The sequence below is a fragment of the Pseudomonas sp. PA-1-3F genome (assembly GCF_021609665.1).
Lineage (GTDB): Bacteria > Pseudomonadota > Gammaproteobacteria > Pseudomonadales > Pseudomonadaceae > Aquipseudomonas > Aquipseudomonas paracarnis.
On record NZ_WJZD01000014.1, the window covers coordinates 119,280 to 141,067 of the forward strand.

Genomic DNA, 21,788 nt, shown 5'->3' on the forward strand with positions numbered 1-21,788 from the left:
GCTCTACTCACGCGTAACACTATCCTTGAAAGCGCGAGCTGGTCTTCCAAGACTGACCGAGGATGACCTATGATCTTGGTCAGTTATTCCTCCGAGTATTTCCTCAATGATAAAACGCTGCACTATGCTCGACCATGATGGTTGGCTGCCCCTCCGTGTTGCTCTATGGCCTGATTCCTCCTCGAACAATGAGAATGACAAACGGACAATACTGAACGCACCAGAGCGCTATGTGGTACTTATCTTCGTTAATGAACATGGCAATGCTCTAGGTTTTGCCGAGGCGTCGATCCGGGTGGACTATGTCAACGGTACCAGCTCATCGCCCGTGGCCTTTCTCGAAGGTCTGTATGTCCGACCCGCTAGTCGGAGCCAAGGCATAGCGCGGCAACTCGTGGCGGAAATCCAACAGTGGGCCGAAGAAATGGGCTGCACCGAACTGGCTTCGGATGCGCTACTGAATAACCAAGGAAGCCACACTATGCATGAGGCGTTGGGCTTCAGAGAGACCGAGCGAGTAGTTTATTTTTTGAAGCCTTTGGGGGCTATCAAGACGTTGTAGTGGGCACATGATCAGCATTCGATTGCCAGCGGTAATCTAGGCGAAAATCAAGGCACATTCGCCGAACATACGTTGCCAGATTAAACAGGCGCCCACCGATGCGGCAGTAGTTGGGTAATTTCACTCGCACGCTGCGTCGGCAATAGTGTGAGGACGTCCTTCAAATACGCATACGGATCATGCCCATTGAGCCGCGCAGACTGTATCAAGCTCATGATCGCTGCCGCCCGTTTGCCGCTGCGTAACGACCCTGCAAGTCGAGTCAGCCGAAGGGAGTTTCACCCCTCGGCTGCTCACAGAACCGTACGTGACAGTCTCCCGTCATACGGCTCTTGATCACACATTCGATGCACGTAGTAAATACCAATGCGCGAATAGCTCCGGATTCTCTCTTCGAACAAGACGCAGCCGATGCTCCGCCTGACGTATAGAGATTCGGTACTTGCTCTTCATCCATTTGAGCAGGCGCGATTGCAACGCGCTCCACAATCGATAGCTGAAGTTTCTGTACCAGAATTTACCGTAGTATTCGATCCATCCTCGAATCACAGCGTTGTACCTGCGAGAAAAATCCCTCAGGTCATCCGTCGTGGATCGATGGATGCGCCAGTGTTTGATCGTGTCTACCATCCTGCGCATCGCCTTCATCGACGCTCCCGGCATGCACTTACGAAAGAGTTCGCCCTTGGAGTTCCTCAGGGTTCGCACCTTGAAGTCATATCCAAGGAAGGTGAAGCTCGTCGCGACATTGTCCCGCTCGAATGTGTCGATGTAGACAATCTTCGACTTTTCTTCGTTGATGGTCAGACCCACTTCACTCATCCGTCGCGTCAGGCTCTCCCTGATTCGAACAGCCTCGCTCATCCTTGCGCAGTGAATAACAATATCGTCGGCATACCGTTCAAACGGCACGCCGCGATGCGTCCTGTCCATCCAACGATCAAAGGCGTAATGCAGGAATAAATTGGCTAACAAGGGCGAGATCACACCCCCTTGAGGTGTCCCTCGTCCCCGCTCCTGAAGCAACCCCGTCTCACTCTGCATCGGCGCTCGCAACCAGCGTCGACAGTACAAGATCACCCATTTCGGCATCTGATGATGCTCCAGAGCCTTGATGATCAGGTCGTGCCCAACGTGGTCGAAGAACGCGCTGATATCCACTTCCAGTACCCAGTTCTTACGACGGCACCGAATGGAACATTGACGCAAAGCATCGTGGGCCGACCTTCCGGGCCTGTACCCATACGAGTCAGGATGGAAAATCGGATCGATCACAGCCTCCACATATCTTTTCACTGCGCCTTGGGCTACCCGGTCAGAGACCGTAGGAATGCCAAGAATGCGCTCCTTGCCGTTGTCTTTTGGAATGCGCTTTTCCCGTACAGGTGGCGGGAAATACGACCCTGAACACAACCGGTTCCAGATGCGGTAGAGGTTATGATCGCGTTGCCGATCAAAGTCCGTGAGCGTCTGACCATCACAGCCAGGCGCGCCACGATTGCGGCGTACATCCTGATACGCCATCCACACCAGCGACTTCGGTATCTCGAATGCTTTTCGCTGCACTAAAACGTCATCCTCGTTTGAGTTGTGTCCCGCACAACGAAAGTGATCCCCACCCCTTCGCTCCAGCCCCATTACAGGTCTTTCATCACTACTACGGATGGGTCCGTCCCTATCCCCACGATACGTGCCGAGGATAGGTTCTCACGTTCCCCAAAATGGCCTAGCTCAGGTTCTTGCTGCCTTAACAACGGGTGCCGTGCAGTCGGTAGACAGGTGTCCTCTGCACTTCTCGGGGCCCGGCTATACAAGCCCGTTTTGACACCAGTGGAGATTTCGTCGCTTCATCAGTCAGTTCACTTTCGTTCAACTACCTGAGCCTTACGTGACAGTAATTACTCTGCCTTTTCCCGAGTCGCTCACCACCAACATGCTGAACATGCTCGCAGCATCGGGTCGTTTGATCAGTGCGCCTGCACGCCCTGATCGGAGGGCCTACCTCCATCCATCTTGGAACATGGAGTGTCATGCCGCCGCTTTCATCTCGTCGTCATGACGACTCCTTCGTGACACACATAGCCAGTTCGAGCGCCCAAGAGCCCACGGCTGGATTTGATTCTCGCACCAGTTATTATCGATGGGCACAGCACCGTCATCGAGATAGCGCGTCAGCGCTATCCAGCGTTTGAGGCTGTAATCCAGCGCCTTGGCGATGGCCGACCTCTCAGGCACAAGCTGCCTTTGGGCGATCATCTAGGTATGAAGTGCGTCGGCGATTGGCGCTGCTTTTTCCTGCCGTATTCGCTGCCGATCACCCGGCACCACCTTTCGGGCTTCTCGCTCAACTTCGTACAAGGCCGCGATGTAGTGAAGCGCTTTTTCGGCGACCTGGCTCTTGTTGGTCGCGTGCAAGTCGAAGAACTTCCGGCGGGCATGGGCCATGCAGCCGATCTCCGTAACGCCCAGTTCAAAGCCTGCTTTGTAGCCGGCAAAGTCATCGCAGACCAGCTTGCCGTTCCAACTGCCCAAGAAGGCTCGGGCATGTTCGCCAGCGCGGCTCGGGCTGAAGTCGTAAACGACCGCCGCCAGGTTGGAAAACTGACTGGTGGCATAGGCCCAGACGTAAGCGCGATGAGTTTTTTCGCGCCAGGCGTCAGCATTTGTACCGGCGTCTCGTCGGCGTGAACGACGCCATGCGTCAGCACTGCTTCGCGCAGCGCATCAACTAGCGGCTGTAATTGCACGCCGCAGTCGCCCACCCACTGCGCCAAGGTCGAACGGGCGATGGGCAGCCCGGCCCGGCCGAAGATTTTCACTTGGCGATACAGCTGCAGATGGTCGGCGAACTTGGCCACCATGATGTGAACCAGCAGGCCCGCTGTAGGGATGCCTTTATCTATGACGTGCGCCGGTACTGGAGCCTGGATCAACGTTTCGCATTGTGCGCAGGCCCACTTTCCACGGATGTGTCGCTCGACGGTGAACACGCCGGGCGTGTAGTCGAGCTTTTCGCCGGCATCTTCGCCGATGCGCTTGAGGGCGCAACCGCACTGGCAGTGGCTGTTGTCCGGTTCGTGATGGATCAGCGTACGAGGAAACTGCGGTGGCAGCGGTGCGCGCTTGGGTTGCTGGCGCACTTTGGCTTCGACAGGTGCCGGTTGCAGCGCCTCAAGTTCGGCTTCGATAGCGGCGATATCCGTATCGATCAAGTCGTCGAGCAGGCTGGCTTGATCCGGGCTCAACTGCTCGCTGCGTTTGGCAAACTTGAAGGGTTTGAGCAATGCGATCTCGTGGGCCAGTATCTCGTTGACCGACTTGTGATGAGTGATTTGCTTGTCCATCGTCTCGACGCGCTGGATCAACTGCGCTGCCAAGGCGCGCAGTTCTTCAGGGTTTAATTGATCGAGATTCGGATGCGAAGTCATGCCACCGATTTAGCCAGAGAGGGCTAGTGGCGGCGATAGACGGATGGGCCAATTGCGCTGGCGAGCGCGCCATGGCAGGCGAGTTAGAGCACTGTGATGGTTCCTCCGGAACCGACGCGTTGCCAAGGTAAACCTAGCACCAAGGCTTGAAGTTGCTCTGCATCCAAATCGACTTCAGAGCCGTGCCGCACGCCCGGCCAAAAGAAGCGCCCTTTATTCAAGCGCCGGGCAGCAAGCCCAATCCCCAAGCGATCATGCACCAACACTTTCATTCGATTGGCACGACGGTTGGCAAACAGATAAGCACAGTGCGGCTTCGCCGCACCGAACACCGCCACGACCCGCGCCAGCGCAGTTTCAGTGCCTGCGCGCATGTCCATTGGCTCGGTGGCGAGCCAGATGGAGTCGATGCGGATCATCGCAGCAGGTCTCGCAGGAAAGCAGAACACGCCGCTGCGTTTTCAGCCGGCCAATTCACCGCGACTACGCCTTTTGAATACGGCACTTCGATTCGGATCGTGGCAGGAAGGGCCTGATGCATCGGCACCGGCGGCGATGTCTTGACCGGGATGAAGGCGGATTGAAGTGTCAGGTTTTTCTGCGCATGCACGCGTATCCATTTATGGACGAGGTTGGTGTTGAGATTGTGGGTCAACGCGACATTGGCGATCGAGGTGTCAGGCTGCGCGCATTCGGCGATGACATGGGCCTTGAAGGACTTGGAGTAGGAACGGCGATCTTGTGGCATAGGCGTCCGCTTAAAAAAGGCTAAAAATGGTGTCAGTTCAATTTAGGTGGACACCATCGCCTCAAGCGACGGTGTCAGGAAGGTGTGTTGCCCGGACGGTCACGATTGTTTGAGCGCTGTGGTAGCGGCGATATGACAAGCGGTGAGAAGACCCCGGGGATCTAGCAGTTAGATATGGCGGGGAGGAATTTGCCGTGCTACTCCCGAATACTGATAGGCACGGGGCAACATTAGTAGCTAAGGACATACTGGAGGCTATTCGATCATTAGGTATCGAACATATAGCTCATCCGCTAGGGCACATAACTGCCAACGCGGGCATCGCGGATTGTCGCCCATCTGAGCAGAACGTCACGTCTGCCCTTTTAATCACTTCTGCTGAGAAAATGCTCTATGCCGCAAAACAGAACGGATGGGACCGAGATCACACAGCTACGGACTGAAGTCACAGGAAGAAGTATTGCTTTTCGACCAATGTCTCTTGTCCAACTCCGAGAAGCATACGTACCAGAAAAACCCCTACCTCACATTCACCCATTAATTCACAACAGACTGTTGCCGCCCCAAGCTGCCGCCAGTAATGGCACCAATCGGCAGGCCAAAAGCGGGCATCACAGAGTGTCTGTTTTCGACAGACTTGGGTGCACTACTCCTCTAGATGCTTACTAAAAAATTCACTAGCAGTTGATTAATCTCGTTCGGCCGCTCCTGCTGTACCCAATGCCCCGCGTTGTTGATTAGTTGTTTTCCCACCAGCGCCGGCGCGTTGATATCTAGGGCTTGATATTCATCCCCAGTTATAGTCAAAACGCCATCCAGTACGCCAGCAACGAAGAGGACGGGTTGCGTGAGTACCGCACCGTTCCAGAACGGTGTCAGCTCCCAGTTTCTATCCAGATTTCGATACCAGTTGATGCCACCGGAGAAGCCGGAGCGCTCAAACTGCCCCACGAATACATTAAGGTCCTCCTCTGTGAGCCAAGAGGGAAGCATATCTGGAACGACCAGGTTGTCCACAAATCGAGTGTTTTTATCGAATATGATGAAGCTTGAGCGGCTATGGTCGGGGTGCTTTCGGGCCTCTCCCGAGCCGGAATACAGCACGCCTAAGAGGCTACGGCGGATGTCCTTGTTCAATTCTGCTTCTACGATGCCAACCCGCTGAAAATAATCTTGATAAAAATGTTTATTCTGAGCCGCAAGTTGGAAGCGAGCCTTTGGACTGACGTTTCGACGGGGAACGTATGGAACACTCAATAAGCATAGGCGGCGGAACATATCCGGTCGAAGTAGCGCAGCAGCCGCTGCAACCATTGATCCCCAGTCATGCCCCACCAGCACCGCACTTTTGATTTTAAGGGCATTCAGCAGTCCGACCACGTCGCCTACGAGGTTGAGAATATTATAACTTGCTACTTCGACAGGAACCTCGGTGTCGCCGTATCCACGCTGATCGGGAGCAATAACTCGATAGCCTGCTTTCGCTAAAAAAGAGATCTGGTGTCTCCAGGAATACCAGGACTCCGGCCAGCCATGCAGAAGCACAACGACGGGTCCGGTCCCCTGCTCCACGTAGTGCATTCGTACGCCATTGGTGTATACAAAATAATGCTTCAAGGTAGACATGACACTGATCTCCAGATGAACCTGTTCAGGGGCGGTTGACCGGACTGCTTCAGAGCAGGCTCTTGTTTCTAGTCGAGCACGAGTTATCCGATGCTAGAACAGCGTATAAATGCGGATGGTCGCCCAGATGACAGTATTGTGGTAATAAGAAACTCCACCGTTTTGCAATGCGTAAAAGCGCACTAGGCCCGGGCAGATAGAAATCGCTAAGCAAAAAATGACGATCGGCATGGCCGTCCATTACCCAAGACGAATGGAATTTGTGCTGATACCTATCGGGAGACTTGTGGGCGAAATAATTGAGCCATTCCGCCCTGCGAACGAAAGGCTAAACAACGGTGGCGCTATACCAATCAATGCCCAGCCGGAGCCATCCCGGATGAGCCAGAGATTGACATGATCAAGCCTGAAGGGAAGTGGCATGCGAACCCAAAGCACTCCAGGAGCAACTTCCGTGACTGATCCTTGCTCCGGTTTCGGGAAAGGGTATTCCAAGCCTGATGTGGCCATAGGTAATCTCTCAAGACATTCGGTGGAAACGAGTGACCGGTGCTCGGCTACTCGACGAAAGATTTGTCTCAGCCCGCCTGTGTTAACAGTGCTTGCTGAATTTCCTTGACCCATGATTCCGAGCCAGCTGCACGGGAAAGGAAACCCGCTCCGAGCATGGCTGAAAACTGAACCAGAGCCTGTTCCCGCGTCGTTCCAGAACCTTGGTTCTGAACCACGTCGACCATCGTGTCGAGCAGCGTCTTGGTGCCATCGCGGTAGGCTTGTGAAAACGGCGGATCATGGGACGCGTTTGACGCGTCCTGGCCCAAAGTGACTATCGGACACTGGCCACTTTCGGCGAGGTGCAAATATTGGGTTATAAAAGATTGCAGGGGGGCGTGCGAAGCCTGCTGTGTCTCGCTCAACATCCCCTCCCACGTTTGTAATGCACAGCGGAAGCTCTGATCACATACCTCAACTGCGAGGTTTTCCTTAGAGTCGAAGTATTTGTAAAATCCGCCGCAGGTCAGATCGAGTTCCGCCATAATTTTCGAGATGCCGACGTCATTCACGCCGTGCTTACGAAATAGCACGGAGGCCGCCTTCAAAATCCCCAGGCGGGTGGTCTCCGCTTTTTTGCATGTGTATCTCTTCATCCGAGGCCTCCTGGGGTTTACCAGGTACGGTTGATATAACCTTGCTCTGATTTTTTAAGCCTTCGTGCCACCGCGATGCTCTGATTCGTCTTACCGATGACCCGCCGTTGCCACAATCGCTCAAGGCTGAGAGCGGAAGACTCGCTTCCACTCCATGCGCCTATCAGGAGTTTCTTTCCTGCCGCGATTGCATCGGGTGACTGCTTTGAAAACTCGTGACAAAGCTCAACAGCTGAGCCCAAAGGGTCGTCCGAGAGATGCGTGACCACACCTAAGTGGTTGGCTTCTTGTGCGCATAGAGTCCTTCCCGAAAAAGTGAGTTCCATTGCTACATCTTTGGGCAACAGTTCCCTCAGAAGTACCGTGCCTCCCATGTCTGGCACTAACCCCCAATTGGACTCCATGATTGATAACTGTGACGACGGTGCTGCTATACGGATGTCAGCGCCCAGAGCAATTTGAAGACCCGCGCCGAAACAATTTCCATGGATTGCAGTAATGACGGGAACACTTAACGACCGCCATACCAGTGAAACCTTCTGGTATCGGTTCATAGTCGGCTTCCAGAGCGGGAGAAACGCCATCAGTTTTTTTAGCGGTCCTCCGGTCATGATCTCTTTGAGATCCATCCCAGAACAGAACGATGGGCCGTTTCCCGTCACGATTACTGCGCGGATATCCGGGTTCTGCTTCAGGTGCTCTGCACAACCGATCAAGTCCCGAAGCATCTGCGAATTTAGCGAGTTGTGCTTATCAGGGCGGTTGAGACGGACAGTTGCTATTGCACCGCTGTAATTCAACTCAACATGTTTCCAGTTCACACAATAACCCCATAGGTTTCTGAAACGCCCGGGAACACCAGCGTGTTGACTGTTCATCGAACACCCGACTGCCTCAACGCGGCAGTGGTGAAATCGCTGTCTTGCGGCTTGGCATCAAAATTCCAAGCATGCTTTTCTTCATTCTTCATGCCCATCACCAAATAGCGACCTGATTGCAGGTCGTAAAGCGCGTCCATGGTGTAAGACGGCAGTTGTTGGTGGTAGTAGAACTGCGAATGCCCTTCTGCCACTCGCCACAGCGCATCTCGGCCGTCGTAGTGGTCGACGGTCGCGATCAGCCAACTGTCTTCATCGATAAAAAAGTCTCTCTTGGCGTAAATGTGTCGAGCACCTGGTTTCAAGGTAGCGATCACATGCCATACCCGACGCAGCTCATAACGAGCCAAATCCTGGTTGATATGCCCAGCCTTGATGATGTCCTCGTACTTCAAGGTCGGCGAATCGAGCCGATAGCTGTTAGCGGGAATGTAGATGGTTTTCTTCCCTTCAAGCTTCCAGTCGTAACGATCCAGCGCACCGTTAAACATGTCCAAGTTGTCTGCGGTACGCATGCCATCTGACGCGGTACCGGGACCGTCATATGCGACTTGAGGTGCCCTGCGTACTCGGCGCTGGCCTGCGTTGTAAATCCACGCTTGGCGAGGACTGGCTACTTGGTTCAAGAAGTCGTGGACCAGCATCACGCTCCCAGCTAGACGCGAGGGAGCGGTGACGACTTGTTTGTAGTATTGAAGCTCACCACTAGATTTGCTCATCGCATAAAACGGTAAAACCTGGTCTTCGAAATGAACTGGAACGAAGCCACCGTTTACCTGGGGAGTGGCTTGTACAACAAATCGACTGAAGCCCTGACCCTTGTAGCTAGTGAGGTGATTCCAGATTACTTCCTGGCCATTTTCAGGTACGGGGAACGGCACTCCGCCTGCGTAGCTTTCAAGGCCATTTCCCCCTTCCACCAGTTTTACCTTGGTCGCGTTCGCGCGAGTCATCTCCAGCCACTGGCTGGGAAAATTCACCGTCCGATGCGTTGGGTAAACTGGCATCTTGTAGGTATCTGGATATCGCTTAAAAAGCGCTTGCTGACCTGGAGTCAGATGCTCCTTGTACCGATCAACCGTTGCAGCAGTAATAACAAAGAGGGGCTTCTCGTTGGCAAATGGATCTGCCAGAAATCCTTTTGAATCCACGGCGCCGGCACTTTTCGCCAGGCCGCCTTGCCACTCAGGAATACCGAGAGCCGTGTCGGCAGCTTTTTCGGCACCAATCGGGGTCAGAATCCCACCTAGCTGGTTCGCCTTTTCAGGTGTTACAGCAGAAAGAGTCTGCGGACAATTCAATGCAGCCATAAGGACTGCTGGAGTCAAAAACAGACGCATTGTCTTGCTCAACGATTCGGTAAAATCAAGTGATGCTTTCATCTTCGACACACTCCTGGCTTTTGTTTTTATTGTTCAAAGGCGTGATGAAAAAAAGCGGGCGACCAAGCGACCGTGGCACCTAGTCAACCCAAAAACTCCTGTGAGCGGGTCAAAAAACTGGCCTCACCGGAAAAATCATTCACACGACTTCAAATAACCCCGCAGCGCCCATACCACCGCCGATACACATTGCGACAACCACAAACTTCGCCCCACGGCGCTTGCCTTCAATCAGTGCATGCCCTACTAGACGAGCTCCGGTCATGCCATATGGATGGCCAACGGAAATGCTGCCGCCATTAACGTTGTACAGCTCAGGATCAATTCCCAACTTGTCGCGGCAATACAGCACCTGACAGGCAAAGGCTTCATTGAGCTCCCACAAGCCGATATCGGACACTTTTAGGCCGTGCTGCTTAAGTAGCTTCGGAATAGCGTAGACGGGACCGATGCCCATCTCTTCAGGAGCGCACCCAGCTACAGTCATACCGCGATAGATTCCCAGGGGAGCCAGACCGCGGCGCTCAGCAAAACGGGCTTCAGTCAACACGCATGCCGAAGCACCGTCTGATAGCTGGCTGGCGTTACCACCCGTTATTACGCCCCCATCAACGACGGGCTTGAGTTGAGAGAGACCGTCGTAAGTTGTGTCCGGACGGTTGCCCTCATCTTTGCTCAAGAGAAGGTCGCGGAAACTGATAACACCAGTTTCCTTGTCCTGCAGCTTCATGCGCGCCTGGAACGGGACGATCTCTTCGTTGAAAAGACCCAGATCCTGAGCTCTAGCAGTACGGAGCTGCGATTCGAGCGAGTAGCGATCCTGCTCCTCACGTGAGATGCCATACTTCTTCGCCACTAACTCAGCGGTTTGCAGCATGGGCATGTAGGCGGTCTGAACGTGAGCGATTACATTCGGATCTGCCTCCTGGCCAACCCAGGTGAAGTAATTGTTCTGCACAGCCGAGATGTTGTCCTGCCCTCCCGCAATCGTGGCGTCCATACCATCAAAGGTGATCTGCTTGGCCGCAGTGGCAATCGCCATCAAGCCCGAGGAACACTGGCGATCCATCGTCTGTGCCGGGACAGTTACCGGCAAGCCAGCAGCGAATACCGCATTGCGCGCCAGGTTGCCCCCGGCAGTGCCCGCAGACAGCACTGTGCCGATTACCGCGTCTTCGAAAATCTCGCCCTCGAGACCTGAGCGCTCAACAGCGTGGCGGATAGCATGTGCCATAAGCGTAGGGGACTTGGTGTCGTTGTACGCCCCACGGAACGCCCGACCAATTGGCGTACGGGCGGTAGATACGATGACAGCTTCACGCATGGTGAAATCCTCGTGATTTAGGCGGTGGGTAGCTTGACGCCCAAGGCATCAGCAGCTTTTCGAACGAAACGCATGGTCTGGTCAAAAGCTCCTTCAAGCGCTTTCTGGCCTTGCGTTGCGGCAATCTCATTGAATCGTTGCGCAATCACTTCCGGGGTCCGCTCCTGCTCATGCAAAAACAGACCTTCCGTTTCATAAAGATTGCTGCACGCGAACACTCCAGCACCCGCACCAAGGATCACTTTGGATGGCGCGGATTCACTTGCGAGGAATAGCAGGCCAGGCGTGATGGTTTCAGGTGCCAGTAGTGCCAACACAGCTGGCGGGATCAAGTCTTCAGTCATCCGTGTCGCTGCGGTTGGAGCCAGTACATTCACCCGGATATCGTTTTTTTGACCTTCGAGGTGCAGCACATTCATCAGACCCAACATCGCGGCCTTCGCAGCTCCGTAACTGGCCTGGCCAAAGTTGCCGTATAAACCGGAGGCTGAGGAGGTGAGAACGATGCGGCCATAGTTCTGCTCGCGCATCAGATCCCACACCGCTTTAGTGCAGTTCACCGTACCGCGCAGATGCACATCGACAACTTTCCAGAAATCATCAAGCGAGCCCTTGGTAAAGCTGGCATCGCGCAGAATGCCGGCGTTATTGATCAGGATGTCTACACGTCCCCACTTCTCGTGCGTTTGCTCGACCATCGCCTGAACTTCGTCGAAGTTAGCGACGTTGGCACCATTGGCAAATGCTTCACCACCCGCTGCGCGAATCTCTTCTACAACCGCTTCTGCAGCAGCAGAACTAGCGCCGCTTCCGTCACGAGAGCCACCGAGGTCATTGATTACAACCTTGGCACCTCGTGCAGCCAAACCTAAGGCATGTGAACGGCCCAAACCGTTACCTGCACCAGTGACAATCGCCACCCGGCCGTCGAATCGAATACTCATTTTCTTCCCCTCGTGCCTAAACCAGAACCATGCTGATCCACTCGGCGATCAGCGCTGGCTTGTCCTCACCTTCGATCTCGACGGTGATATTGGTGATGATCTGGTAACGTCCAGGACCCGTTTCACTGAATTCAGCGATCACAAATTTTGCCTGCACTCGCTTGCCACTGCGCACAGGCGCCAGGAAGCGAATCTTGTTGTAGCCGTAGTTCACACTGGCCTTCATTCCTTCCAAGGCTGGAAGGGTTTTTTCAATCAGCGAGGGCAGCATCGATAGCGTCAGCAGCCCATGGGCGATGGTGCCGCCGAATGGCGACGCTTTCGCTTTCTCCGCATCCACATGGATGAATTGACGGTCTTCGGTGACCTCAGCAAACGCGCTGATTCGCTCCTGATCCAGCAGCAGCCAAGGCGACGGCTCAAGGTCTTTGCCGACAAGAGCGCGGAGCTCTTCGGCTGTAACAGTACGGTTGTGCATGACGGTACTCATCAACGGGTGGTGGAGAAGCCGCCATCAAGGGGTATGACGGCGCCAGTGATATAAGAAGAAGCAGCTGAAGACAGGAATATCGCGGTACCCGCAGCATCGGATTCCAGACCGGTACGACGGCGAGGAATCACTTTGAGAATCTCGTCGCCCTTAGCCTTGAGCATCTGCTCCGTCATTTTGGTTGCGAACGGGCCGGGGGCGATGGCATTAACGTTGATATCCGCGCGCGACAGATGAGCCGCAAGGTGGCGAGTCAGGTGGTGAACTGCCGCCTTGCTTGCCGAGTAGGAGTAATTGCCATAATCAGGACTGGTCAGCCCATCGACGGAACCAATGTTGATCACGCGCGCTGGATCTTCATCGGTACCCGCCGCCTGGAGTGCACTGCCCAGTTTCTGGGTGAGGAAGAAGATGGACTTCAGGTTTAAGTCCATCACCTTGTCCCAACCGCTCTCCGGGAACTCACCGAAACTTGCACCCCAGCTAGCGCCTGCGTTATTCACCAGAATATGCAGCTTGGGTTCGCGACGAAGAATCTCATCGGCCAGTTTGTTCAGTTGCTCCTGATCACCCAGATCTGCCGCAATACCAACAGCATCGCCGTACTTCCTCAGCTCCTCCTCGGCGGCTGCACAGGCGTCCGCCTTGCGAGAAACCACATAAGTCTTAACGCCGGCTTGCACCAGGCCCTTAGCGATCATGAAACCAATGCCACGGGTACCGCCGGTTACTAGGGCGATTTTGCCACTCACGTCAAACAGATCTTTTTTAGCGGTCATGGTGATTCCAATCAAAAGTTGAGGCTTACGGGGTAGGCCTTAAGTGCCTGTTCAATCTCAGCTGCTGCTTCCAGGCGGCTGATCCGAAGCTCAGCGTCGGGCAGTTGATAGGCGAAATAGAATTGCCCTTGGGCAAGTTTCGCGACCTTGTCGACGGGAAGATCGCTGGCTTCCAGCGCCGCAATTACCCTTAACCACAACGTGGCGATAACGCCGTGGCCAATCAGCCACAGGAATTCACGAGCACATTGCAGTGCTGCAAATGGTGAACGGGAAAGGTCTGTTTTGAGCGCCTCTACAACTGCCTCGGTACGGCTCAACAAGTTGAGCGTCTTCTCCACGTATTGAGCGTGGCAACCGACAACAGGCAAATCAGATATCTGTTCACGTAGCCAATCTAACGTCGCGTCTACAGCTTGATGTCTACCGTCATCGAGGCGACGCAGAATCAGGTCAAGCGACTGGACGTCGTTGGTGCCTTCATAGATCGGCAGAATCTGCACGTCACGCAGCAACACTTCGACACCGGTATCCCGGATGTAACCGTGACCACCGTGGGTTTGCATGGCAGCGGTCGCCACATCCACACCGACTTCGCTGCAAATCGCCTTTGAAGCAGACATCAGCACTGGCAGCATCACCTGCGCCCGCATACGAGTGCCGGCATCGACGCCATCGTTGGTCTGTTCGTTCACCAACGAAGCTGAGAAAGCCAGCATCCGCGCCGATGAAATAAGCATGCGCATACGCACGATTTCTCGACGAATATTGGGGTGTTCGAAGATCGGCAGCGAGCCTTTGGTGCCGCCGACAAGGTCGCGTCCCTGTACCCGTTCCAAGGCATAAGCAATTGCCTTCTGGCTGGCAATTTCAGCTACGCCGATGGCCTGAAATGATGTTCCGATTCGGGCCAGCTTCATCATGCCAAACATGCCCATCAGGCCTGTGCCCGGAGCTCCAACGATCCACCCTTGCGCGTTCTCGAACAACAGCTCTGCGGTGGCTGAGGCGTGGATGCCCAGCTTGTGCTCAACACGTGGGCAGGTCACCCCGTTACGTGTTGTCCAGGCGCCATCATCAGAGGCCTTGAACTTGGGCACGATGAATAGACCCAAACCACCTAACCCCGCAGGTGCGCCCTGAATTCGAGCCAGCACCAGGTGAATGATGTTGTCGGTCAGATCGTGATCGCCACCAGTGATGAAAATCTTGGTGCCTGAGAGTCGATAGGTTCCGCCTTCACCTTCGGTAGCGGTGGTGCGGATCAGTGAGAGATCAGTACCACATTGCGGCTCTGTCAGGCACATGGTTCCGTTCCACTCACCGCTACCGATTTTCTGAAGGTAGGTTTCTTTCAGGTAATCGGAGCCGATTGATTTAAGAACGGAGTAAACGCCGAGACGGATCGACGCATACAACGCGAACGACATGGATCCGGCGCTGAGCAGCTCGTCACACGCAAAACCGAACGGAAGAGGAAGTCCTTGGCCCCCGTCTTCAATGGCTGTATGTAACGCACCCCAACCATCTTCGACAAAGCTATTGTAAACAGCGTGGTACCCCTTGGGCGCCTTCACACCGTCTGAGGTAACCGTGCATCCCTCTTGATCCGCTGACTCGCTCAGTGGAACAAGCCGATCCGTTACGAATCGCCCGAGTGTATCGAGAACAGTGGCGAGGGTTTCGGCCGAAGCCTCTTCCCCGCCTATCGTGGCGTACTCCTTGGCCAGCACATGGCCGGCCAGGAACTGGTACTCCCCGACGGGAGCTTTATAAGTAGTCATAGGACCAACCTCACTCGCCCGTAAACTTGAGAGTGCCTTTGATCAGTGATTCCGCTCCTTCAGTGGCAAAAGTGTTAACCGCATTGATCATGTCTTGCGTGGCGAACGTAGACGGCCCTGACTCGATAACACGCTGATCAGCCGCAGACTGCCCAAAGCCAACTGCGGTGTTGATCAGGTGCTTGGAAGCCGCATAGGCCACGGTTGGGCCATTGGCGAGCTTCATCGCGTAAGCGCAAGCTTTCGCTTCGACGTCCACGTCAGGAACGATGCGATTGATAAGTCCCCAGTCGAGCACGGTTTTGGCATCGTAGACACCGGCGGAGAAGACCATTTCCTTGGCACGAGCCAGCCCTACGCGGGCTACCAAGCGTTGAGCACCGCCGAGCAATGTTGTGGTACCAATACGTGCCTCAACCTGACCAAAGCTGGCGCCTTCACCGGCGAAAATGATGTCGTGGATTTGGGCCATCTCGCAGCCGCCACCCAGGCACATGCCACGCACCGCTACAACAGTCGGGAAAGGAAGGTTTTCGAAACGCTGCATTTCCGGAATCGAACGGTTCAGCATTCGACGGGCGAAATTCGCGTCCTGACCCACAAAGTTTTCGGTGATATGAGCACCGGCGCAGAAATGGTCCCCTTCCGCCAGAGTCAGGAACGCACGCGCTTTGTTTTCGATAGCCTGGTCCACAGCGTCCATCAGCCCGCGAAACGACTGAAATGTCAGGAGGTTCATTGGCCCGTCACTAAAGGTCGCGATTGCCAGTGGACCATCCATTTCGAATTTAACAGTCATGCTCTATCTCCTTTCTCTAGTTTCATCGGGCGAGCCGATGGCGCCCCCGCCTGTTGCAGCGGAGTTTTTTATCAGTGAAAAATCAGCGACCCTTGAACTCAGCAGGACGACGTTCAGCAAACGAGCGCAGGCCCTCCTTGAAGTCTTCAGTGGCGAATACGGTTTTCTGAATTTCAGGAATGCAGTCGATGGCGGCCTGCTCGCCTTCCTGGAGGTACTTAAGTGCAGCGGCTTTCGCAGCGCGCAAACCAATGGGGGCGTTTTTGCAGATCAGCCCAGCGATCTCCATGGCGCGCTCCTTGTGCTTCCCGAACGGGTGCACTTCCTGAACAAAACCGATCTCCAACGCCCTTTGCGCGTTGAACTCGTCGCATAGGAACAGGTGGTACATCGCACTTCCCCACCCTGTACGGGTAAGGTAGCGAAAGTGAGCACCACCGAGCGGGGCTATGCCGCGCTTGGACTCCATTTGACAAAATGTTGCGGTATCGGCAGCGATGACAATGTCGCCAGCGAGCATCATTTCGATGCCGACGGTGTAGGTCTTACCGTGCACCACAGAGATGACTGGCTTGGTGCAACGGTTGTAGAGACCGAACGGATCTACCCAGCCTTCGGGCAGTGGTTTGACGGTGGCACTGGGGCCGAAGAACTTCGGCATGTCCAGCCCTGCAGTGGTGTGCTCCCCCTCAGGGCAGAGCACTGCCACCCAAATGTCAGGATCATTGTTGATAGCAGTGAGATGTCCAGCCAATTGCTCAATCATCTCTGGAGAGAACGAGTTGAGCTTTGCCACGTTATCGACGGAAATGACCGCTATATGGTCGTTGACCACCATGCGTACTTCACCGGCTTTCCTATCTTCGCTCATGATTTTTCCTTGCTTGTGTGTATGCGATATCGAACTAGGCCTGCACGCGTTCCTGCACAGCCGCGGCTGGCCTCAGGCCACGCCGCGCGTTTGTTGGCTCCAGTAGGGCTCGCGAAGTAGGCGTCGCAGCACTTTGCCCGTAGCGTTACGCGGCAGGTCTGAGACGAAGTCGATCGACTTGGGTATTTTGAAGCCGGCCACATGGCCGCGGGCGTGGGCGGTTAGTTCTTCAATGGTAAGGGAGGCACCAGGCTTCAACACAACAACGGCCTTGACGGCCTCTCCCCAGTGTTGGTCAGGCACACCGATAACCGCCACGTCGGCAATCGCGGGATGGCTATACAACACATTTTCTACTTCTGCGGGGTAAACGTTTTCACCACCTGTAATGATCATGTCCCGCTTACGGTCGTAGATGTACAGATAGCCGTGGGCGTCCAAGTAGCCCATGTCCCCAGTATGGAACCAGCCATCTTGGATAACGGCCAGCGTGTCTTCTTGGCGGTTCCAGTAGCCCTTCATTACTTGAGGGGAACGACATGTGATTTCGCCGATATCGCCTGGAGGCAGTGCCTGACCGTAGCTATCAACCACACGAATCTCGACAGACGCTGTCGCTGCTCCACAGGACAACGCAAAATCGGCGTTGCCGGATACTATGGAATGATGATCCTCTGGAGAAAGGTAGGTAATAGGCCCCGAGGTTTCTGTTAGGCCGTAGAGCTGACCGAAACCGCTGTTTGGAAGCATCGTCATGGCGTGCTGCAAGAGGCTCGTGGCCATGGGCGCAGCACCGTAAAGAATGGTTTTTAGGCTCTTACAAGTCAGGCCTGCTTTTTCCATCGCAGCAAGCAAGCCACGAACCATTACCGGCACCATCAGCGTCAATGTGACCTGTTCTCGCTCGATCGTCGCCGCGATTTCCACTGGCACGAACTCGCTGGTAACAATGACCCGAGCCCCCATAGCCAGGCCATAGATACCCAGCATCGCTCCCGCAACGTGGGCATGAGGAAGGCACAGAAGAACAACGTCGTCAGCGCTGATATCACCGCAGGGGCTGCGCTCACCGGTAGAAAGCGAAGACATAGGACCGAGGAATAGGTTTTCGCTGGTCAGGCGAACGCCCTTCGGCTCTCCAGTGGTGCCGCTGGTGTATATTTGAAGGCAGTCGTCAGAGGCCAGCATATTCGACCCCGCCGGAATCGCAGACTGCTGGTCTCTCCATGCGCAGTAAGCATCGCCGGTGACAATGAAGTGCTCAACGAACGATAGCTTCGGCTTGATCTCTTCGATCAAAGCTTCAAACGTAGGGCCCACAAAGAGAACGCGAGGATGGCAATCAGAAAGAATCTGAAGAACTTCAGGTGCTGATAGACGGCTGTTAAGGGGCGTTATCACCAGATTGGTGCGTGCCGCACCTAGCCAGATCTCGTAGAAATGATCGCTGTTATGATCCAGGATCGCCACGCGCTCTTGATCAGTCGCTCCCAACGACAGCAAACCGTTGGCAACTCTGTTGGCCCGAGTGTCCAGTTCATGGACAGTGGTCTTTCTATCGCCGAATACCAGGGCGGTCTGACCGGGGCGGGTGTTGGCCGTTGCGCGAGCAACATCGGCCAGAGTCAACTCAGCCATTGAATAGTCTCCAGAAGCGCCCTGATTGTTATTGGGTGGCGCTTTCGAGACTGATCCTATGTGACATCCAAAATGAACAACGTCTTCCAGAAGACAGTGTTTTTAAAATTTTATCTTTGACTCACCTTCAATGATCCGAGGTGTCGATACGACCATGCCGTTGATGCTCGCTGATGTATCGCTTGAGGCCTTCAGGATCTTTCACGAACACCTTGCCGTAGTTAGTTTCTATCAGCTTCAGCTTGCGCAGCTCCGTAATTACTCGATTTACGCTCTGCCGCGTAGACCCCACCATCAGGCCAATATCCGCTTGGGACAATGGCAAACCTATGCCGTCCCCCGACGCACCGATCATCTCTGCTAGCCTAAAGAAACGAGAGGCAACACGAGCAGCGACAGGTTGGGTAAGAAGCTCCTCTAACAACTTGAGGGAGCTACGCAAACGCCGACTGCTCTGGGCAGAGATAGCCGCTTCAATTTCCGGATATGTTGACCGAAGTACAGCGAAGTCTTTGATGGACCAAGCCCTAGTCTTTACCTCGCCTCTGGACAGTATGGTGACCGAGTACGGGTCGCCGTCGACAACTGAGCTATCACCTACCAGGTCGCCAGGGCGGTAGATATACATCAGAACCTCCTGACCATCCTCAGTGAGTATGCACTGACGAATCTCGCCGCTAATGATCTGGAAAACGTCTGTAACAGAATCGCCTTGTGCATAGATGGTTGCGCCATCCTGGAAAGCCTTTATGCGAGCCTTTTCCATCAGAGCTTTTCGTACTCCGGAAGACAGATCTTCAACCCAGTTGAAGCCACTCATTGTTATTGTTCTCCTCAGGCACGCCAAGCAATCTACAAAATCAGCTCGCTTGAGACGCTTGCGATACAGGCGTGCCAAGGGCACAGTATCCAACCAAATGGTTGGTAGGTATCTGACTCTAAACAATCCGTCGACATATAGTCAAACGACCATCATATAATTCACTTTCCACCTTCAGGTTCTACAGTGCGATCACCCAAAATCCCGCGTGACGAGCTCCTAGGCCGCTGCTCAAAAGTGTTTAAGCGCTTCGGATATCATGGCACAACCATGGATGCCCTGGCTGCGGAGTGCGAACTGAACAAGGCCACTTTCTACCACCACTACTCCAACAAGGTGTCACTGATGAGCGATATCCTCAAGTGGAGTCATGAGCGTATAGGTCAGGCGCTATTCAGCATTGCATACGACGAAAAGCTTCCCGCCGCCGAGCGGCTTGCGCTGATGTCACGCAAATCCAAGAAGCTGTTTCAGGAAGGATCCATCGGTTGCCTTATGGGCGTTATCGCCATCGACGCCACCTATTCAGTCGCCAGCCTAGTGCCACAAATCCGCGACTTTATGGATGACTGGAGCAACGCCTTAGCGTTTATCTTTGCAGCCCATATGGATGAACCTCACGCATCGGCGGCAGCGCGTCAGACTGTGGCTGACTACGAGGGGGCGATCCTTTTGTCGAGAATCTACAAAGACATGAGCTTTTTCGACCGTGTTGCTGAAAGATCCATGAACCTTGTCGCGTAGCTAAACCGGAGCAAACCCGAACACACTGTCATCTGTCCGACGTTTCGTAACCGGACACCTAGCTAAGATCCCCTCCGAAAGCGTCGCACCTAAAACAACAACTTAGCGCCTAGGAGCTACATCTATGACCGAGACAACTAACATTTCCGCGGTAGGTATCATTGCCAGAATCCAAGTGAAGACCGGTACAGAAGCCGACTTTGAACTGCTTGCAAATGATCTAGCACTGCATTCGCGCGAGGAGCCTGGTTGCCTTGCCTATGATCTATGGCGTGTAGAAGGTGAAAGCGAAGGGTCGTACGCATTTATCGAGCGCTATGTGGACAGTGCTGCTGCCGATGCCCATCGCCGTACCGATCACTTTCGCCAGATTGGACGCAAGATGGGTGAGTACTTGGCTGTTGCTCCTGTGGTTATGCAGCTCAAATCTGTTTGATTTGAGCTTTTGAGAAGCTGTCGGAAGTCCCTTTTAAAGCGGTAACGGCCGCTTTTGGCCGTTCCTGCTTGTTGTGACAGGCAGAAATCGACCCAAAGCGGACCAAGGAATATTGCAGGTGGGGTAGTTTCCTGACGCTTTTGTGCGCCGTCGTATAGTGGCAGTAATTTTTCGGTCAAAGGAATGGCTATGACCCCGTTAAACGGCCTGCCCATCGGTGCAATTGGCGATCTCGAGATCGTAAATGCCACTTCGCATTGCACGAAAAGGGGAGCGCCATGCGTGCAGGAATGATCCTTGCCGGGATTGGCACCACGCTGGCGCTGCTGTCTGCATCGCCAGCCCAGCCTGCACCTTTGCCGCCAGTCACCGTCAACCAACATGGCATCTCGGTTCTGGCACAAGGCTCGGGAACAGATATCATCTTGATCCCCGGGTTTGCGTCGTCCTACGAAGTATGGGCTGATTTGGCCTCTAGATTACGGCAGAGCCACCGCCTCCATCTCGTACAGGTAGCTGGTTTTGCCGGCTCGCCTGCTGTAACCAATCCAGACGGTCGGGTAGTCGCGTCGACGGTCGAGGCTATCTCTGAATACATCCGCAGCCAGCGCATCGAGGCGCCTGTCATCATCGGTCATTCCTTGGGTGGTGAGGTGGCGCTGATGTTAGGTGCTCGTCATCCCGATCAAGTGGGACGCCTTATGATTGTCGATGCGATGCCCTTTTATACGTTGCTGTTTGACCCCTCAGCGACCAGTGAAACAGCGGGGCCGCATGCTGCTGCGATGCGCGATGCGCGATGCGCGATGCAATGTTAGCGGCAACGCCTGAACAGGTGGAAGCTAATGCAGCATGCCTCCATCGCCCGTCTTGCCAAAACCGAAGCGGCCAGACCAGGCCTGGTGGCAGCGGGGATAAACTCGGACCGAAAGACTATGGCCGATGCCATGTATGAACTGATGGTTACCGATCTCCGGCCTGAGCTTGGACGCATCAAGGTGCCTGTCGAGGTCGTTTATGCCTACGACTCGCATTACGGCGTAGAGGCGTCCCAGGTTGATGCAATGTTTCGTAACGCCTATGCCTCAACCCCAAACATCAGCTTCAGGCGCATTGACGGCAGTTTTCACTTCATCATGCTTGATCAGCCAGAATTGTTTGCCGGTGCTGTCATCAAGTATCTGAACCCGTGAGCGACAGCGGGTTTGCTAGAGTGATGAATTGCCGTTAAAGGGCATAGGATTCGTTGCTGTGCTTGCAGGTCACCGACCGTCAGTTTTTGGCCGATTCTGTTGAAAAAGTGGGATTTTCAGATCACCTGAACTCAGGCACGGCCATCAGCGGAGAACCTCCTCACCACATTGAGTGGTTACCCGGCCCTTCGTTG

Annotated in this window: 20 protein-coding genes and 3 pseudogenes; 5 read left to right on the top strand and 18 right to left on the bottom strand. The window is 54.5% G+C overall.

Annotation, left to right across the window (positions count from 1 at the left end; genetic code table 11):
* Positions 1 to 124 precede the first annotated feature (124 nt).
* Complete coding sequence (gene aac(6') / locus GIV26_RS12390) at positions 125 to 562, top strand: aminoglycoside 6'-N-acetyltransferase (protein WP_236280775.1); 438 nt, start codon at positions 125 to 127, stop codon at positions 560 to 562.
* An 80-nt stretch (positions 563 to 642) separates the two neighbouring features.
* On the opposite strand, the pseudogene GIV26_RS12395 reads toward aac(6'), so the two are convergent.
* The 5 genes and pseudogenes from GIV26_RS12395 to tnpA all read right to left on the bottom strand — a co-directional run.
* A pseudogene (locus GIV26_RS12395) lies at positions 643 to 816 on the bottom strand (transposase domain-containing protein); the annotation flags it as partial.
* Positions 817 to 898: 82 nt separating this feature from the next.
* Positions 899 to 2,128: a group II intron reverse transcriptase/maturase gene (ltrA, locus tag GIV26_RS12400; RefSeq protein ID WP_236280778.1), complete on the bottom strand. Its 1,230-nt coding sequence runs from the start codon at positions 2,126 to 2,128 to the stop codon at positions 899 to 901.
* Positions 2,129 to 2,641: 513 nt separating this feature from the next.
* A pseudogene (gene tnpC / locus GIV26_RS12405) lies at positions 2,642 to 3,990 on the bottom strand (IS66 family transposase); the annotation flags it as partial.
* Positions 3,991 to 4,073: 83 nt separating this feature from the next.
* Positions 4,074 to 4,409 carry an IS66 family insertion sequence element accessory protein TnpB gene (tnpB, locus tag GIV26_RS12410; RefSeq protein WP_236280779.1) on the bottom strand — a complete coding sequence of 112 codons (336 nt, stop codon included), beginning with the start codon at positions 4,407 to 4,409 and terminating at the stop codon, positions 4,074 to 4,076.
* Positions 4,406 to 4,738: an IS66-like element accessory protein TnpA gene (gene tnpA, locus GIV26_RS12415; RefSeq protein ID WP_236280782.1), complete on the bottom strand. Its 333-nt coding sequence runs from the start codon at positions 4,736 to 4,738 to the stop codon at positions 4,406 to 4,408. Before tnpA ends, tnpB begins: the two co-directional genes overlap by 4 nt.
* A gap of 194 nt (positions 4,739 to 4,932) precedes the next feature.
* On the opposite strand from tnpA, the gene GIV26_RS12420 reads away from it, so the two are divergent.
* Positions 4,933 to 5,181 carry a GGDEF domain-containing protein gene (locus tag GIV26_RS12420; protein WP_236280798.1) on the top strand — a complete coding sequence of 83 codons (249 nt, stop codon included), beginning with the start codon at positions 4,933 to 4,935 and terminating at the stop codon, positions 5,179 to 5,181.
* A 211-nt stretch (positions 5,182 to 5,392) separates the two neighbouring features.
* On the opposite strand, the gene GIV26_RS12425 is transcribed toward GIV26_RS12420, so the two are convergent.
* The 13 genes from GIV26_RS12425 to GIV26_RS12490 form a co-directional block, all read right to left on the bottom strand.
* A complete protein-coding gene (locus tag GIV26_RS12425) occupies positions 5,393 to 6,364 on the bottom strand; it encodes an alpha/beta fold hydrolase (protein ID WP_236280800.1) in 972 nt (323 codons plus the stop codon).
* 578 nt (positions 6,365 to 6,942) lie between these two features.
* On the bottom strand, positions 6,943 to 7,512 hold the full coding sequence (locus tag GIV26_RS12435) for a TetR/AcrR family transcriptional regulator (RefSeq protein ID WP_236280803.1): 570 nt from the start codon (positions 7,510 to 7,512) through the stop codon (positions 6,943 to 6,945).
* Positions 7,513 to 7,529: 17 nt separating this feature from the next.
* Positions 7,530 to 8,333 (bottom strand): crotonase/enoyl-CoA hydratase family protein, encoded by an 804-nt coding sequence (locus GIV26_RS12440; RefSeq protein WP_236280806.1) that lies wholly within the window; start codon positions 8,331 to 8,333, stop codon positions 7,530 to 7,532.
* 53 nt (positions 8,334 to 8,386) lie between these two features.
* Complete coding sequence (locus tag GIV26_RS12445; RefSeq protein ID WP_442962904.1) at positions 8,387 to 9,772, bottom strand: DUF1329 domain-containing protein; 1,386 nt, start codon at positions 9,770 to 9,772, stop codon at positions 8,387 to 8,389.
* 139 nt (positions 9,773 to 9,911) lie between these two features.
* Positions 9,912 to 11,096 carry an acetyl-CoA C-acyltransferase gene (locus tag GIV26_RS12450; RefSeq protein WP_236280809.1) on the bottom strand — a complete coding sequence of 395 codons (1,185 nt, stop codon included), beginning with the start codon at positions 11,094 to 11,096 and terminating at the stop codon, positions 9,912 to 9,914.
* 17 nt (positions 11,097 to 11,113) lie between these two features.
* On the bottom strand, positions 11,114 to 12,040 hold the full coding sequence (locus tag GIV26_RS12455; protein ID WP_236280812.1) for an SDR family NAD(P)-dependent oxidoreductase: 927 nt from the start codon (positions 12,038 to 12,040) through the stop codon (positions 11,114 to 11,116).
* Between the two features lie 16 nt (positions 12,041 to 12,056).
* Positions 12,057 to 12,518 (bottom strand): MaoC family dehydratase, encoded by a 462-nt coding sequence (locus tag GIV26_RS12460; protein WP_236280822.1) that lies wholly within the window; start codon positions 12,516 to 12,518, stop codon positions 12,057 to 12,059.
* Positions 12,519 to 12,529: 11 nt separating this feature from the next.
* The gene (locus GIV26_RS12465; RefSeq protein WP_236280824.1) at positions 12,530 to 13,309 is read right to left on the bottom strand and encodes an SDR family NAD(P)-dependent oxidoreductase; all 780 of its coding nucleotides are present in this window, start codon (positions 13,307 to 13,309) and stop codon (positions 12,530 to 12,532) included.
* 11 nt (positions 13,310 to 13,320) lie between these two features.
* Positions 13,321 to 15,093: an acyl-CoA dehydrogenase gene (locus GIV26_RS12470; RefSeq protein WP_236280827.1), complete on the bottom strand. Its 1,773-nt coding sequence runs from the start codon at positions 15,091 to 15,093 to the stop codon at positions 13,321 to 13,323.
* 10 nt (positions 15,094 to 15,103) lie between these two features.
* Positions 15,104 to 15,892: an enoyl-CoA hydratase/isomerase family protein gene (locus GIV26_RS12475; protein ID WP_236280829.1), complete on the bottom strand. Its 789-nt coding sequence runs from the start codon at positions 15,890 to 15,892 to the stop codon at positions 15,104 to 15,106.
* 82 nt (positions 15,893 to 15,974) lie between these two features.
* Positions 15,975 to 16,763: a crotonase/enoyl-CoA hydratase family protein gene (locus tag GIV26_RS12480; RefSeq protein WP_236280831.1), complete on the bottom strand. Its 789-nt coding sequence runs from the start codon at positions 16,761 to 16,763 to the stop codon at positions 15,975 to 15,977.
* A gap of 72 nt (positions 16,764 to 16,835) precedes the next feature.
* Entirely contained in the window at positions 16,836 to 18,401 is a 1,566-nt protein-coding gene (locus tag GIV26_RS12485; RefSeq protein ID WP_236280833.1) for a long-chain-fatty-acid--CoA ligase, read from the bottom strand.
* A 127-nt stretch (positions 18,402 to 18,528) separates the two neighbouring features.
* Positions 18,529 to 19,221, bottom strand: a complete 693-nt coding sequence (locus GIV26_RS12490; protein WP_236280835.1) for a Crp/Fnr family transcriptional regulator — start codon at positions 19,219 to 19,221, stop codon at positions 18,529 to 18,531.
* Between the two features lie 237 nt (positions 19,222 to 19,458).
* On the opposite strand from GIV26_RS12490, the gene GIV26_RS12495 reads away from it, so the two are divergent.
* The 3 genes and pseudogenes from GIV26_RS12495 to GIV26_RS12505 all read left to right on the top strand — a co-directional run bounded on the left by GIV26_RS12495 (position 19,459) and on the right by GIV26_RS12505 (position 21,594).
* On the top strand, positions 19,459 to 19,965 hold the full coding sequence (locus GIV26_RS12495) for a TetR/AcrR family transcriptional regulator (RefSeq protein WP_329610235.1): 507 nt from the start codon (positions 19,459 to 19,461) through the stop codon (positions 19,963 to 19,965).
* Between the two features lie 124 nt (positions 19,966 to 20,089).
* Entirely contained in the window at positions 20,090 to 20,401 is a 312-nt protein-coding gene (locus GIV26_RS12500) for a putative quinol monooxygenase (RefSeq protein WP_236280839.1), read from the top strand.
* 278 nt (positions 20,402 to 20,679) lie between these two features.
* Positions 20,680 to 21,594 (top strand): annotated as a pseudogene (locus GIV26_RS12505) (alpha/beta fold hydrolase).
* Positions 21,595 to 21,788: the final 194 nt, after the last annotated feature.